Source organism: Agromyces sp. CF514 (genome assembly GCF_900113185.1).
Classification (GTDB): Bacteria; Actinomycetota; Actinomycetes; order Actinomycetales; family Microbacteriaceae; genus Agromyces.
This window is the reverse complement of sequence record NZ_FOZD01000002.1, coordinates 913,174-929,260: the sequence shown is the minus strand read 5'-3', so window position 1 is coordinate 929,260 and position 16,087 is coordinate 913,174. Positions and strand designations below refer to the sequence as shown.

The window sequence follows — 16,087 nt, the reverse complement described above, 5'->3', positions numbered from 1 at the left end:
ACGCACGTGCCTGTGCGATCAGCGAACGGATCATCGGATCCTGGGGAAGGGGCCGAGAGGTCACGGGTGCTCCATTCGGGTCAGCGACGTTGCCATGGGGTGCGTCGATATTGCCACACTGAGGGCCGCATTTCACGAGTCGATGTCCGAATCGTTAATTTCTGGGAACAGAACATGCGGATTCAGTGCCGTTCAACGTGATATGCAAGTGTTTCCGTCGTCGGCCAGCTTCGACGAACCGCCACCTCGCCGGGCTCGATCACCCAGCACTCCCGACCGTCGTCGGCCAGGAGCGGTGGCAGGGCGATCGACCCGGTGCGACCCGCCGCCGCAGGTGCCAGCGCCCGGAACTCGCGTAGCCCGCCTCGCACGACGATCGTGCCCGACTCCCGCATTCGTGCGGCGAGCCCGTACGACGCCGCCCAGGCGTCTGCATCGCCGACGACGAGCAGCGGCGCATCGGGTGCCCGCGCGGCGAGCACGTCGCGCTCCCCTCCGGCGAGGAGCCGCGTGGCCGGCAGGCCGGCGGAGCGCAGGCCGTCGAGGTCGCGCGCCGCGGTGCTCGAGACGATCGCCACGAGGGGACGGTCGAGCTGCGCGCGGGCGGGCGCGTCGACGCCGCCCGTGCGCGGACCGAGCGGCGATGCGTCGACGACCTGCAGCCGCCGCCCGCGCCACTGGCCCGCACCGGGCGGGCAGTCCCGCTGCCAGAGATCACCGGCACCCCCGGCGTGCGCGAGCTCGGAGCGGCTCGGATGCCGCAGGTGCACGACCGCACCGAACAGGTCGCCCAGGCCCCCGGAGAGGCGGTGCGCGAGCACCGCCGAGGCCGCGACGGCGAACCCGCGGCGGCGGCCGTCGCGCATGAGCTCGCCGAGCATCGCGACGGCCGCATGCCGGTACTCGTCGGGCCACGCGAGGAGGCACGTGTCGAGGTCGTCGACGACGAGCACGCCCGGCCGGAAGGTTCCGGCGCGTGCCGCGACGACGAGGTCGGCGAGCAGGTGCCAGTCGGATGGAGCGTCGTTGCCGAGCCGCAGCACCGACGACGCCGCTCCCCCGATCGCCCGCAGGCCGGACTCGATCGATCCGAGCGCCGTCGACCGGCCGCTGCCCGGCATGCCGAGCACCAGCAGGTGTCCGTCGTCGGCGGCGGTCCAGCCCGCGAGGCTTCGCCGCTGCAGGTCGGGCTCGTCGAGGAGCCCGAAGACGACGGTCGGGACCGCCTGGCCGGCGCCCTGCGCGGCCTTGGCCCGGACCGGGGCGAACGATGCGACGGAGGCGTCGGACGGGTCGGCCGCCGCCAGTCGTGCCGCCGCCAGTTCGGCCGGGGGCAGCGAGGACGGAAGCGGATCCGTCCATGGCCTGCGAACCGGGCCCGCGTGCGCGAATCGGCGACGCACCGCGTCGACGGCCTCCGCATCGACCAGCGCGGACTGGAACGGCACCGCGACGCCGTCGCCCCGATCGACCACGCCGCGCCCCGGACGGTCCGCCGGGATGCCCGCGGCCGTGTCGATGCCGACCACCGCGACGCTGTCGGCCCTGGTCATGACCCGCAGCGAGACCCTGACCGGAGCGTTCGCCGTGACCTGCTCGCCGAGCACCCCGTTGGGCCGTTGCGAGGCGAGGACGAGGTGCACCCCGAGTGAGCGGCCGCGGGACGCGATGTCCGCGACGACCTGCCCGAGGTCCCTGAAGCGCTGGATCATCGCCTGGAACTCGTCGACGACCACGACGAGCCGCGCCAGCTCGGTCTCGTCGGGGAGATCGGCGATGTCGCGCACGTTCGCAAGGCGCAGTGCACGCTCTCGATGCCGGAGCTCCGCGGTCAGGCTCTGCACCGCTCGCTCGGCCTCTGCGTCGTCGAGGTCGGTCACGATGCCCGCCACGTGCGGCAGCCCGGCGACGGGCTCGAACGCCGCGCCGCCCTTGAAGTCGACGAGGAGGAACGACACGCGCTCGGGTGGATGAACGGCCGCCATCTGCAGGATCCACGCCAGGAGGAACTCGCTCTTGCCGCTCCCCGACGTGCCGGCGACGATCGCATGGGGCCCGTCGGAGACGAGGTCGAGCTCGAGCACGCCGTCGGCGGTCGCCCCGACGGGTGCGCGCAGCGTCGACCTGCCACAGTGGGGCGAGTCGATCGTCGGGAGGTCGCGGACGCCCACCAGCGCCGGCAATTCGGACGAGCGGAGGCCGAGACCGGCCCGGACGGCGATCCGTCGCGCCTCGACGCTCCAGGCGCTCGCCTCGGCCTCGCCGATCAGGTCCGGCTCGAGCGCCGTTCCGAGGACCGCGCCCCGACGCAGCAGCGTCGCCGATCGCGGACCGTCGATGCGGACGACGCATGCGAGCCCCGGCGGCAGGTGCTCGGGTTCGCCCGCGAGCGCGATCGTGCACGCCGAGGTGCCCCCGATCGTGGGCGGCACGACGGGCGGTGCGGGGACGTGCGGTCCCGTGAGATCCGCCACGACGACTCTCGCGCCGGATCCGACGTGCGGCAGGTGCTCGACCCACCGCCATTCCGGGGTGCCCGGCGTCTCGAACGAGACCGCGTCGGGCCTCACCGTGTGCGCGCACTGCACGAGCACGGCCCGCGCGGCCGCATGCACGAGGACGGCCGGCCCCGCGAACCCGATGCCGTCGGCGAGGTCGACCACCACGGGGGCGTGCTCGAGTCTCCGCGCGTGATCGAGCGCCTTCCGGTCGAGGTCGTCGACCGGGGCGCCCTCGATGCGGAGCGCGCTCTCGACCGCCGCGGCACCGAGCACGACCGGGCCCGGCCTCTCCTCGCGCCAGGTCGGCGCGTCGCCGCCTGCGACGAGGGCGGCCGAAGAGGGATGCCTGCCGCGGGCGGCCTCCCGCTCGACCCCGTGCCGGACCACGACCTCCGCGCGAAGGCGGTCGAACGCGGCTTCGCGCTCCACACGCGCGCGCCGCCGGGACCGGCGTGCCTGCCGTCGTCCGTCGAACAACGTGGCGATCGCGAGCAGGGGCCCCAGCACGGCGAGGCCCAGGGAGAGCATCGAGCCGGTGACCAGCCACAGCACGACGGCACCGGCGACGGGCGCGACGGCCGCGAGAATCGGGAATCCGGGCGGACTCGGGTCGGGGACCGCAGGCGGCAACGCGAGCGGCAGCCGGGTTGCGTCTGGCGGCGCGAAGAGTCTGGGCGGCATCACGCCATGCAAGCACGACGGGTGTCGACCCCGGCCACGACCCCGGGGATGCGGCCCGCCCGCGACATCCGCTCGCCCTGTGGAGGGACGGTGCCGGCCATCGGCGCCGACGTCTCGCCCGCGTCAGCCGATCGTGAAGGACTGCTCGGCGAGTTCGACGACCGCGCCCGCCCCGACGAGGTAGCGGCGGCCGGGCTCGCAGCGCACGACGTCGTCGTCGGCGCGACGGATCACGGTGCCGTTCGCCGAGAAGCGGTCGGCGACCCAGAGCGTGCCCTCGTGCGCGCCGAACTCGAGGTGGGTCTTCGACACCGAACGCCCCGGGTCCTCGATGTGCACGAGATGGTCGAACGCCTCGCCCGGCTGCGGAAGCGGACGACGCCCGATGAGTCCGGTGCCGAACACGACGCGCACTTCGCCCGTGGCGAACCGCAGCACGAACCGGGTCCGCTCGCCCGCGACCGGTTCGGAAGCCGAACCCGAACCGGCTCCGGCGTCGGTCGGTGCCACGGCGTCGACCGAGGATCCGGGGCTGCCCGCGAGGGCGTCGGCGGCAGGCTGGCCCGCAGGTGCCTCCGCGGACGTGGAGGCATCCGGATCCTCGATCTCGAGCCCCACCGGCACGCTGACGACGCCGCTGCGACGGAAGCCCTTGCCGAGCGAGGTCGTGTCACCGGGCCTCGGATCGGGCCGGCGACGCGACTCGGGGGTCGCGCTCGTCGACGAACCGCAGTGCCCGCAGAACATCGCGCCGTCGGGCAGCGCGGCACCGCAGATGCGACATCTCATCGTCGACCCCCTCTCCGGCTGACAGCGTACCCGCCGAGGGAGGTCAGCGAGATCGCCGCTCGCCAGCGCTCACGACGCGTGCGCGGTGCCGCGAGGCGTTGCTGCAGTTCGTCGACCGAGCGCCACACGCGCTCCTCGTCGCCCGCCTCGGGTTCGCCGGGTGCGAAGACGGCACGGTCGACGACCGACGCGAGCACCAGCGCCGAGAGCCCCCCGACCGTTGCGGCCTGCTCGGCCCTCGTCGAGTTCGACCGGATCGGATAGCCGTAGTCGGCCGCCGTGTCGGCGAACTCCAGCCACCCGCCCTCGATCCGCTCGACCGGGGAACCGGTGGTGCGGCGCACCCGTCGACGCCGGATCTTCGCCACGATCACCGCGAGGAACGGGCTCGCGATCAGGGCGAGCACGAGCACGCTGACGCCCGCGACGGTCGCGACGGTCGTGAGCACGCCGAGCCACCGCCCGAGGTCGTCCTGTGGGCGTTCGTCGGAGTGGTCGGCCGGCGCATCCTGCTCATCGACCTGCGTGCGCTCGGGCGGGGGCGGCAGGGCGGATTCCGGTCGGGAGACCTCCTCCGGCTGCTCGGGCGCGGGCTCGGGAACGGGCCGCGGGCTCGGGTTCGGATCCAGTGCGATCCACGCGCCGTCGTCGCGCTGCACCTCGATCCACGCCTGGAGGTCGTCGCGGTGGAACACGGTGGTGGAGGTCGTCGCTGCCGAACCGCCCGAGGCCGTGGCGGCGCCGTCGGAACCGCCGCCCGCGGCATCCGTCGCCAGATAGCCCACCACCACGCGTGCCGGAAAGCCGATCTTCCGCGCCATGAGGGCGGCGGCCACGGCGTACTGCTCGCCGTCGCCGACCATCGGCTGGTCGGTCGCGAGCTGCTCGAGCCGATCGAGCGCGTGCCCCGAGCGGCTCGGCGCCTCGTCCTGCAGCATGCCATGGCTGACGAAGCCCGTGCTGCGGAACCCGTCGACCACGGCCGCGAGCCGCTCCCCCGGGGCCCCGGAGACGGGCGCCCACGTGTTGAGCAGGGCGGTCAGCTCGTCGGGCAGGTCGGGCGCGGCGGGCACCACGCTCGTGCCCGGTTGCATGGAGGCGATGCCGGTGGGATCGAGCATCGCCACCGACCACGCGACGTACGAGTCGCCCCGCGACAGGCCGGAGACGACGGCCCCGGTGCCCGTCGTGTCGTTGTAGACGAATCCGTCGGCCAGCGTCTCCGCCCGGGGGCCGCCGAAGTCGATCCGTTCGAGCTGGCCGACGCCGGGCACCCAGATGTCCTCGTAGGCGTCGACGGCCACCGAGATCTGCACGGAATCGCCTTCCACCCCCGTCTGATCGAGCCGGTACGGCAGCCTGGTGAAGCTGCCGGACACCGAGTTGCCGTCGGAACCGCCGACCGAGTAGACGATGCCGTCGTAGGTGTCGAGCGTCGCGACGGCCAGACCCGTACCCGGCGGCAGGCCGTCGACCTCGAGCATGACGTCGTCGGACCTCGCAGGCTCGAACGCCGCACGGAACGCCGCGAGCGGACTCTCGTACTCGTGGGGTCGGAACGGCGGCTGCACCTCCGACCGCACGACCGTTCGAACTGGGGTCGGCAGCACGACGGCCGCCGCGGTGGCGCCGAGGAGCGCGACGGCGACGATCGCAGATGCCCCGAACACGCGCCGCGCGTCGGTGAGCGCCCGTTCGACGGAGGAGCGCGAGCCGATCGCCTGCCGGTCGAGGATCGCGACGTTCGCGAGCCACGCCACGACCGCGAGGAGGAAGGCGAGCCCCGCGGGCAGCGCGAGGCCGCCGTGCACGACGCCGAGGAGGATCCCGGCCGTCATGAGGAACGCAGGCGGGAGCGTCGCGGCGACCGGATGCCGCGTGCGGAACGCGATCGTGACCGCGATCGTCGAGGCGAGCAGGCCGAGCAGGAACGGCGGCACGAGCAGCGCCTGATACGACCCGACCGGCACGGCGATGGTCACGAGCTGCTTCCATGACAGCGCCGTCGCCGCGATGAGGTCGAGCATGCCGGCGGGCGTGGGCAGCACGCCGGCGATCGCGCGAGACGGCACGGCCGCCGGCACGCCGAGCAGGAGGTAGGCGATCGCCAGCGCCACGAGCACCGCCCAGGAGGGCCAGCCGCGCCACGCGCCGACGAGTCCGATGCCGGTTCCCGCGACGATCGCAACCGCCGCCGCGATCAGGAACTCGCCGCTCTCGTACACCGGCCACCACGGGATCATGGCCGTCGCGAGCAGCAGCCAGATGAGCGCGACGGACACCGCGCACGACCAGGGCGACCGCCCGACGCCGCCGGCGACGCCGAGGACGGCGCCGTCGCGCGCCGGTTCCGTGCGGCGCGGACGCCGCGAGACGCCCGCCTCGTCACCGGGGCGGGCGCCCCGCGCGGCGCCGAGCTGCCCGCTCATGCGACCGATGCCCTGCGCGCGAGCATCGCGCGCAGATCCTCGAGGTAGCCGACGCCGAAGACGGTCAGGCCCGCGACCGTGCGCACGGTCGCGTCGCCTTCGGGTGCGCACTGCACCGCGATCGCGTCGACGCCCATCGGCAGGCGCGACGCAGCGGCGCGCAGCGGAGCCGAGCCCCGTCCGGTCCCGGTGACGAGGAAGGCGAGCGAGACCCCCGGCAGCGACTCCGCTGCGGCGGATGCGACGTCGGGGAGCATCGCCGCACGGTCATCGCGTTCGATGAGGCACAGCGCGTCGAGCAGGCGGTCGCGCGTGACGATCGGCAGCTCCCGCACGAGCCCGGCCGGGCCGAGCCCCTGCGGACGCCGCATCGCGCCTCCGCGCCGAAGCGCGACGCCCGGCCGGACCGGAGACGCCTGCGGACGTGCCGCCGAGGTCGACGTCCTCGTCTGCCCGGGCGCCACGACGACACCCGAGACGACGAACGACACCGTTCGCGCGTCGCGGATCGCCCTCGCCCCGACCGAGGCGGCCGCGCTGACGGCGAGCTCGAACTCGGCGTCGTCGCGGTACGCCTCGGGATCGAGGTCGAGCACGACCATCAGCCGGCTGCGCCGGGTCTCCTCGAACTGGCGCACCATGAACGTGCCGGTCTTCGCACTCGACTTCCAGTGGATGAACCGCCGGTCGTCACCCGGAAGGTACTCGCGCAGGGCGTGGAACGAGATGTCGCTCGCCGTCAGGTCCCGCGTGGGCGAACCCTCGAGGTCGCGGACGAACCCCGAGCTGAGCGCCGCGATGGCGACCGTCCGGGGATGCACATGCAGTTCGGCCACCTCCGACCACACGATCTCGCGGCGCACCAGCCCCAGCGGGTCGGCACGCACGGTGCGCGCCGGGCCGATCGGCACGATGCCGCGATGATCGGTCGGGACCCTGAAGGACCGGTCGAACGAGCCGCCTCGGGCGAGCCCGGGGAGCACCCACTCCATCACGCGTCGACCGACCGGCACCTCCAGCTTGACCCCGCCCCACCTTCGACGCCCGGGATTCTCGGCGACCAGTCTCGCCTGCGCCGGCTCGCCGACGACCACACGCGGAACGGGCAGGGACAGTCCAATGGTCGACGCCCCTCGACCGAGCAGCCACAGCGATGCCACGGCGGCGACGATCGCGAGCCCGGACCCGAGCGCGATGAGCTCCATCCACCCGAACGAGGACCCGACCACGATGGCGACGACCGCACCCAGGATCACGGACCACCCACGGGCCGTGACGACCGAGGCGACCGCGCGCCGCCAGTCGTCGAGCACGCCGAGCAGGCGGCCGACGGCCAGCACCAGGTGCGCGATGAAGGCCGCGAGGAAGCCCTCCCGACGGGCGTCCTCGGGCATCGTGGTGCGGGTCTCGGCGAGACTCACACCGCTTGCCTCGATGACGGGGGCGGCGTCTCGATGAGCACCTGCGCGATGAGGTTCGACGCCGTCACCCCGTCGAACTCCGCCTCGGCGTCGAGGATCAGCCGGTGCGCGAGCACGGGCTCGGCGAGCGCCTTGACGTCATCGGGCACGACGTAGTGCCTGCCGCGTCCGGCCGCGTGCGTCTTCGCCGCGCGGATGAGTGCGAGCGCGCCGCGCACGCTCACGCCGAGGCGCACCTCCCTGGTCGTGCGCGTGGCGTCGACGAGCCTGGACACGTAGTCGTGGATCGTCGGGTCGACGTGCACCGTGCGCGCCGCGGCGGCCATCTGCACGATCTCGTCGGCGCCCAGTTGCGGCTCGACCTGCACGCCGTGCGCGCGGTGATCGGCCCCCTCGAGGATCCGGATGGTCGAGGCGTGGTCGGGGTAGCCGATCGAGGTGCGCATGAGGAATCGGTCGAGCTGGGCCTCGGGGAGTCGGTACGTGCCGGCCTGCTCGACGGGGTTCTGGGTCGCGATGACCATGAACGGGTGCCCGACGGGGTGGGTCTGGCCGTCGACGGTGACCTGGCCTTCCTCCATGACCTCGAGCAGCGCCGACTGGGTCTTCGGGCTCGCCCGGTTGATCTCGTCGGCGAGCACGATGTTCGCGAACACCGGCCCCGGGTGGAACTCGAACGCCCCGCTGCGCTGGTCGTAGACGGTGACGCCCGTGATGTCGCCCGGCAGCAGGTCGGGGGTGAACTGCACGCGGTTGCTGATGCCGTGCACCGACTGCGCCATCGCCCTCGCGAGCGAGGTCTTGCCCGTGCCCGGGACGTCGTCGAGCAGCAGGTGGCCCTCGCTGAGGAACGCGGTGAACGCGAGCCTGATCACGAGGTTCTTGCCGAGCAGCACGGTCTCGACCGCGCCGACCAGACGGTCGAGGTTCGCGGCGAAGCGCGCGGCCTCGTCTGGTGTCATCGTCATGCGGGCTCCATCGGCAGTCACGGGTTCACATACCTCACTTTCACGCCGGCGACCTCAACATCCAACCAGACCGGGTCGCCAGGCTGCGCTCCCGGCACCTGGCAGCTCCGGGACCGTTGCGCCGCGACCCCCACGTCGTCGCCCTGGACGCCGCATCGGAACGACGCCGGGATGCCCGAGTTGTCGGGCTCTGAATCCCACGTCCACTCGGCGCGAACCGGGTCCCACACGCGCGAAGGCAGTGCGAACGTGAGCGAGGGCTCCGCGTCGGCGGGCAGGATCTCCGACCACGGTCCGCAGGTGCCCCACGGCGAGCACGTGCGGATCTGGAAGCGGGCGACCTCGCCGAACGGCCGCCCGAGCACCGCACGGAGCCAGCCCGATCCGGCGAAGTCCCGCGGCGAACCGATCTGCGCGCCCTGCCCGTCGACGGCGACGATCTGGAGCCGCTTCTTCGGCTCGACGCTCGAGATGTACCGATCCCAGGCGTCGGACGTCATCCAGTCCATGCTCGAGTCCACCGAGGTGATCGCGCCGGGCGCCTCGCGCACGACGAGCGATCCGACGCCCGTGCTCACGCAGGCCGAACGGTTGAATCCCCAGACCACGAACGAGTAGCGAGCGGCCTCCGCCGTGGTGCCGCTGAACTGCACGCTCGAGGCGTCGGGACCGACCCCCACCATGTCGACCACGGTCCCGCCGCGCGACGGAGGCACCACGGTTCCGGGCGCGGGCGACGTCACCGAGCAACTCTGCGGACCGGTCGGGACCGACGTCTGGCCCTCGGCGAGGCGCTGCACGAAGTACCCGCCGACGGCATCGCCGTTGCCCTCGAAGGGGCTCCAGCTCACCGTGACCGTGCCGGCCGTCGCATCGCCCACGACGCTGATCGATCCCGCGATCGGCGGGCCGAACGGCGTGCCGCTGCCACCGGACTCGGCCCACACGGCCATGGCCGGGTACGCCTCGTTGCGCGCGCTGACCGTGAACTCGACCAGGCTGCCGTTCTCGAGCGCCCTGGACTCGACCTGGCACCGCGAGGCCGTGCAGACCGACGCGGCGTCGACCTCGATCGGGACGCCGCCCACGACGAGCACGTACGAATGCACCGGGCTGCCCGCCCCCGGCGGAACCGGCGACCACGCGATGTCGAGCCGGCCGTCGAGCGGGCTGGCGGTGACGCCGCTCGGCGCGGCCGGCACCACGTCCGACCAGATGGGCCCCGGCGCGTCGACCGGATCCGAGAGCCCGATCCCGTTGCGCGCCTGCACGCGCAGCACCACCGCGTCGGCCCGTCCGTTGCCGAGGGTCGGCACGCTGCAGGTCGTCGAGGCGCACGGCACCTTCGCGAGCACCTCGGACGTGCCAGGGCTCAGCAGGCTGACCTCGTACCCCGTGATGGGCGAGTTGTTGAATGCACCGGCGCCGAAGACCAGGTCGAGGCTGCGATCGCCGAACCCGGTGACCCTCGGAGCGCTCACCGGGTCGGGCCGGTCCTGCACCGAAACGGTCACGGTGCCCCAGGCGAAGCGGTCGGGATCCTCGGTCGCGTCGGCCACCTGGTACTGCAGGGTCGTGTTCACGGGCTCCGCGTCCGCGGAGACCCGCACGACCAGGGTCGAGCCGTCGGAGTCCGGCGTGATCGAGACGCCGTCGGGCACGGACTCGAGTCCGCGCAGCGCGACCACCCTCAACGGCGTGTTGGGGAACGGGTTCGTGGTGTCGTCGTTCGCGAGCACGTCGACGGTCGTCGTCATGCCGCGCTGCACGACCGCCCGGTCGGCGACCGGTTGCGCGAGCGGTCTCGTCGACGGCACGACGCGCAGATCGATCCGGCCGGGATCGCTCGCGCCGGAGGCATCGGTCACCTCGATGGTCGCCGAGGCGCGCGTGCCGGCCACAGCTGCCGCCGACGGGGTCACGGTGAGCAGATCGCCGTCGAGCTCGAGTCCGAAGCCGATGGGCATCGGCTCGAGGATCCGGTACCGCAGCTCGTCGATCTGGTCGGGGTACGGATAGGTGATCAGTCGCTCGAGCTCGATGGTCTTCGGCTCCCCCGGCTCGAAGTCGATCGCGCCGCCCGCGAACACCGGCGGCTGGTTGGTGGTCGGTTCCACTTCGATCGGGATGACGATGGTCCCCGTCCGCGCGGTCGGATCGTCGGCCGACTCGCCGTCGGTCACGATGAACGAGATGGACGCCGGCCCGAAGTATCCGGCCTCGCTCCGGAAGCGGAGCGTGTTCTCGTCGACCCACGGGTCGGTTCCGTCGCTGTGGGCGGCTCGCACCGTCGCGGCATCCGTGATCTTGACCGGGCGACCGGAGGCCGCGATCACGAAGTCCTCGATGTCGAGCACCACGCTCTCGCCGCTGCGGACCACGACGTCGGGCGCGTCGCTGCGGAGCTGCGGGATCGCGTCGTCTCGGCCCGGCACCCGGATGAACGCGTACGAGACGACCCGCGCGTCCTCGGGATGCGTCAGCGAGAACGGGATGATCCGGCTGCGATCCTCGACGTTCACGCGGATGCTCCCGTCGCGCAGCACCTCGGCGCCCTCGTCGAACTCTGGCAGGAGCCCGACCTCGAGATCGGCCACGTCGGCGTCGGCGAGGAACGCGTCGGCGAGCACGTCGACGTCCACCCGGTCGCGGTCGAGGACGTCGGCGAGGTTCAGCACCACGTCGCCCACCTCGGGTCTCGAGAGCGGCGCGTCGTCTCTCGCGATGACCCTGACGAAGGTCGAGGCCGTGCCGAGGCGCTCGTTCGTGATCGTGTACGGGAAGCCGTACTCCCCCTCCGCGTCGGGCAGCACGATGTCGATCTGGTCCCCCTCGATCGACGCGGTCGCGCCGCCGCTCTCGGGGGCGACAGCGGTCAGTTCGAGCGAGCCGCCGTCGGGATCGGAGTCGTTCTCGAGCACGCGCACCGAGATGGTGCGACCGGGCCGCACGATCACCGCATCCTCGACCGCGACCGGCATCCTCGCGCCGTCGGGTCGCTCGGCGATGCCCACCCTGACCGTTCCGGTGGCCCGCGCACCGAGGGCGTCGACCACCGAGTACGTGAACGTGTCCGTGCCGGACGCGTAGTCGCCCGCCTGGTACTCGAGCCAGTCGGGGCCGGTCTCGACGACCGTCCCTCGCTGCGGGCTTGACTCCTGTCCCACGAGTTGCACCGAGTCGCCGTCGGGGTCCGTGCCGCCGAGTGCGACCGAGATGCGCACGGTGTCGCCGGCGAGGGCGCGCGCCGTGATCTCGGGCGGCACGGGAGGCGCGTTCGTCTCCGGATCGGCCTCGCGCACCGAGAAGTGCACCGCGGCCGACGCGGATTGGCCGTCGGGGCCGGTGATCCGGTACCTGGCCTCGTACTCGCCAGGCGTGTCGGGGGCGAAGTAGCGCAGTCGGTCGCCGCTGGCGAACAGGAGGCCGGAGGTGGGCTCGAGGTCGAGCACCGGGTCCAGTTCGAGCGGGCTCCCGTCGGGGTGCTCGTCGTTCGCGAGGACGGGCACGTCGATGACGTCACCCGTCCGCACCGACGCCGTGTCCGGATTGGCGACCGGTGCCTGCGACGTCACGGGCTCCGGCACCTCGACGACCGTGACCGTCCCCTCGGCGTCACCGAGCCCGTTGCTCACGCGATAGCCGAAGGTGGTGGATCCGAGCGGCAGCGGTGCGAGCAGTTCGACGCGGAGGATCCTGTGGTCGATGACCGCGATCCGCAGTTCGGGTGCGTCCGCGTCGACGAGGTCGGTGAGCACGAGCACGCCGCCCGTCGGGTCGATGTCGGTGGCGAGCACGTCGACGTCCAACGGACGGTCGTGCCGGAGGAACGCGGTGTGCGGCACCGTGATCGGCGTCGTCTCCCGATCGGATCCGGCCTCGACCTCGACGCGGATCGTGCCGGTGACCGGAACGCCCGATTCGTCGGTCACGACGTATTCGAGGTAGTGCGTGCGCTCCGCCGTGCTCTCGAAGCGGAACGTCCCGCCGTCGTAGTCGGGCGTGAGGAGCACGTCCTGCTTGGCGGGAACGCTCGTGAGCACGATGTTGCCGGTACCGCCGTGCACGTGCCGAAGCGGATCGATGCGCACCTCCTCGCCCGCCGTGGCGAGCACGACGAAGGGCTCTGCGACGAGCGGCACATCGCCCGTCGGGCGCACGTCGATGGCGAGCGCGCCGGCGCCGGGGTCGCGACCGTCCGAGGCGATCAGGGCGACTTGGCGGGTCCCGGTGCTCTCGCGGTGCTCGTCGAACACGACGGAGCCGTCGGCCGTGAACGATACGGAATCGGGCTCCGAGGTCGTCGCCGACACCAGTGAGAAGGGGTCGCCGTCGGGGTCGACCCAGTCGCCGAGCACCGCGGTCGTGGACCGTCCGGCCGTCGCGACGGTGGCGCTGCGGTCGCGCACCTGCGCAGGCGGGCCGTTCTCCTCGCCCGTCCGCACCTGCACGGCCACGGACGCCGTCGCGGTGCCGCCGCGCCCGTCGTCGACGGTGTAGTCGAAGGTGAACCCCTCGGTCACGGACTCCTCGAGCGTGACCTGCACCTGCTGGCGATCCGCGACGAGGTCGAGCCGCACACCCGGCGGCGGGACCACGTCGAGGCTCTCGATGACCAGCACATCGCCGTTGGGGTCGTAGTCGTTCATCAGAACGGGCAGCATCGACGATCGGCCCGGCCGCGCGCCGAACGTGTCGTCGGCCGCGTTCGGCGCGACCTGGCTGCGCTCGAGCGGGGCCGGACGATCGGCGTCGGGGCGCTCGACGACCTCCTGGTCGGTCTCGGTCGCGAGCAGCTCCGACCAGTTGTCGATGACGCCGTAGTCGGTCGCCGCCGCCCAGCTCCGTCCGGAGGCCCGATCGTTCAGGACGAGCGAGCGCCCGTTCGACATGAATGCGAGATCGGCCGTCGCGTCGGTGCCGATCCGGAACGGCCTCGGCTCCGTGCCGTCGCACGCGCGCCACGCGATGCCGGTGGTCCAGGCCGCGTGCAGGCAGTCGCCGTGGCGCACGGGCGCCGCGGGGATCCCTGCCTGCCTCGGCACGGGCTCCTCGCGGACCGTGCCGTCATCGAGCCGGACGGTCAGCAGCCCGGCGCGGGATGCGATCGCCAGCACTGCTCCGTCGGTCGACGGCTCCTGCACCACCGGCGCATCCGAGGATGCGAGGTACGGGCTGAGATCGACGGTCTGGTCGCTCAGGTGCAGCACGAGGTCGCGCTCGTCGAGCAGCGCCCAGATTCCGCCGACCGAGGTGATCTGGTACTCGGTCGCATCCTTCGGAACCTGCGTCTGCCATTGCTCGACGACGGACTCCGACTCGTCGACGTCGACGCGCTGCACGATGCCCGTCGCCGGCGTGAACGCGAAGAGCCTTCCGTCGGGCGCGACCGAGACGGCCGCTCCGACCCCGAAGTTCAGCGCCGGGTCCGCGTCGACCTGGAGGTCCACGACCTGATCCGCCGGCATCGTCCACACCGCGCCGTCGGACACCACGACCACGCGGGAGCCGGTGATCGCGAGGTCGCTGGCCGGCGGCACCGCGACGGTCTCTGCCACGGTCGACGTCGTGGGGTCGATGACGGCCACCGTCGCGCGATCGGAGTCCAGTGCGAGCACCGTCTCGCCTCGTTGCGCGATCCGGGTCGTCGATCCGCCCGTCTCGACGATCGAGTTCAGCTCGTGCACCGCCGTGTTGGCCCGCCCCACCGAGGCGAGGTCGTCGTTCGCGACCCAGACGGCTGCGTCGCCGAGATCCACCCGCTCCGCGGAGTAGCCTCCGGATGCCGCGGAGACCGCCACGATCGTCGCGACGACGGCCATACCGACCGCCGCGGTCGCGACGGCGGATCGATGCCGGGTGACGATCGTGGGCAGCCTCATCAGCCCTCCGTATCGACGTCCACGCAGCGCTCCTCGCTCGAGCGCCCGGTCTTGCCGTCGCGGGTGACGGCCACGCTCGCGCAGAGGTGCTCGCCTTCGGCCGCCGCGACGTCGAGCCGGCTCTCGCGCTGCACGGGCCGGGCACCGCCGTCGACGGTCACGATGTAGGCGTCGCCGCCCTGCAGGCCCGGGTCGTCCCAGGAGAACGTCACCGTCGTGCCCGCGATGGCGGCCCGCACGTCGGTCACGACGGGGATGGGCGAGGTGCTCGACGCCACCAGGTACGCCCCGCCGAGCGCGGCCCCGACGAGCAGGACGGCGATGGAGGAGAACACCCACAGCATGCGTCGGGTCGATCGCGTCGGACCGGGGTGCACGCCGGTCGCGCCGGGCACGGACTCATCGCGTTGCGTCGTCACCGCGAGTCGATCCGGACCCCGCCGCGTGCGGCGGACACGACGATCCGCCGCAGCGGCGGGTTGGGCGGCGACGATCCGCGTGCGTTCGTCGAAGTCGACCGCGACGGCCAGCGCCCAGTCCTCGGTGACCACCTCGAGCGGCGTCTGCGGCAGTGCGAGCTCCTCCTCGACGGACTGCAGGTCGCGGACGAACTCGAGTGCGCTCGCCTGACGGTCGGAGGGTCGTTTGGACATGGCCCTCGCGAGCACCAGCTCGAGGGACTCCGGAACGTCGTCGCGCCCCGTGCGCGGGACGCGCGCGGTTCGGATCCTGCTCGAGATCTTCGCGACGGCGTTGTCGCCGCCCGGCTGCTCGAAGGGGCTGCGCCCGGCGAGCAGCGAGTAGACGGTCGCGCCGAGCGACCAGACCTCGCTCGCGATCGTGCCGGAATCGTCGACGAGCACCTCGGGAGCCGACCACGGCACCGAGAGGCCGACGGCGTCGGAGGCGGTGTGGGCACCGAGCTTCGCCGCGATGCCGAAGTCGGAGAGCACGGGATGCCCGTAGGCCGTCGTGAGGATGTTCGACGGCTTGATGTCGCGGTGCAGCACTCCCGTGCGGTGCGCGGTCTCGACGGCGCTCGCGATGCGGACGCCGATCGCGAGCACCTCGGCGAGCGGGAGGCTCGTCGTGCGGTAGCGCTGGCCGAGCGTGGCCGGACAGAACTCCATCACGAGGTACGGCCGCCCGTCCGCGGCGACGCTCGCCTGGTACACCGTCAGGATGGACGGATGCGACGAGAGCTGCGCCATCGCGTCGGCCTCGGCCTGGAACATGCGCCTCGCCTGGTCGTCGACGACCTCGGCGAGCAGGACCTTCACGGCGACGAGGCGCCTCGGCATGTTCTGCTCGTACAGGAACACGTCGGCGAACCCGCCCGAACCGAGCATGCGGACGAACGAGAATCCCGGCAGGTTGGGCGGAGTGGACGGCAGTCGTCTCGACACGATCCTCCCT

7 protein-coding genes are annotated in these 16,087 nt (G+C 72.7%); all 7 read right to left on the bottom strand.

Annotated elements, in window-relative coordinates:
* Positions 1 to 182: 182 nt before the first annotated feature.
* Positions 183 to 3,182 (bottom strand): FtsK/SpoIIIE domain-containing protein, encoded by a 3,000-nt coding sequence (locus BM342_RS17000; protein WP_092968237.1) that lies wholly within the window; start codon positions 3,180 to 3,182, stop codon positions 183 to 185.
* Between the two features lie 123 nt (positions 3,183 to 3,305).
* The gene (locus BM342_RS16995; protein ID WP_143109919.1) at positions 3,306 to 3,971 is read right to left on the bottom strand and encodes a zinc-ribbon domain-containing protein; all 666 of its coding nucleotides are present in this window, start codon (positions 3,969 to 3,971) and stop codon (positions 3,306 to 3,308) included.
* Positions 3,968 to 6,400: a transglutaminase TgpA family protein gene (locus BM342_RS16990; RefSeq protein ID WP_092968233.1), complete on the bottom strand. Its 2,433-nt coding sequence runs from the start codon at positions 6,398 to 6,400 to the stop codon at positions 3,968 to 3,970. The genes BM342_RS16995 and BM342_RS16990 overlap by 4 nt, the downstream gene beginning before the upstream one ends.
* Complete coding sequence (locus tag BM342_RS16985) at positions 6,397 to 7,821, bottom strand: DUF58 domain-containing protein (RefSeq protein ID WP_092968232.1); 1,425 nt, start codon at positions 7,819 to 7,821, stop codon at positions 6,397 to 6,399. Before BM342_RS16985 ends, BM342_RS16990 begins: the two co-directional genes overlap by 4 nt.
* Entirely contained in the window at positions 7,818 to 8,789 is a 972-nt protein-coding gene (locus BM342_RS16980; protein ID WP_092968230.1) for an AAA family ATPase, read from the bottom strand. The genes BM342_RS16985 and BM342_RS16980 overlap by 4 nt, the downstream gene beginning before the upstream one ends.
* A gap of 17 nt (positions 8,790 to 8,806) precedes the next feature.
* Entirely contained in the window at positions 8,807 to 14,671 is a 5,865-nt protein-coding gene (locus tag BM342_RS16975) for an Ig-like domain-containing protein (RefSeq protein ID WP_092968228.1), read from the bottom strand.
* Positions 14,671 to 16,077 (bottom strand): serine/threonine-protein kinase, encoded by a 1,407-nt coding sequence (locus BM342_RS16970; protein ID WP_218154953.1) that lies wholly within the window; start codon positions 16,075 to 16,077, stop codon positions 14,671 to 14,673. Before BM342_RS16970 ends, BM342_RS16975 begins: the two co-directional genes overlap by 1 nt.
* Positions 16,078 to 16,087 lie beyond the last annotated feature (10 nt).

Coding starts and splice junctions, on each gene's coding strand:
- BM342_RS16995 (WP_143109919.1), bottom strand. CDS start 3,971: ATGAGATGTCGCATCTGCGGTGCCGCGCTGCCCGACGGCGCGATGTTC.
- BM342_RS16990 (WP_092968233.1), bottom strand. CDS start 6,400: ATGAGCGGGCAGCTCGGCGCCGCGCGGGGCGCCCGCCCCGGTGACGAG.
- BM342_RS16980 (WP_092968230.1), bottom strand. CDS start 8,789: ATGACGATGACACCAGACGAGGCCGCGCGCTTCGCCGCGAACCTCGAC.
- BM342_RS16975 (WP_092968228.1), bottom strand. CDS start 14,671: ATGAGGCTGCCCACGATCGTCACCCGGCATCGATCCGCCGTCGCGACC.
- BM342_RS17000 (WP_092968237.1), bottom strand. CDS start 3,182: ATGCCGCCCAGACTCTTCGCGCCGCCAGACGCAACCCGGCTGCCGCTC.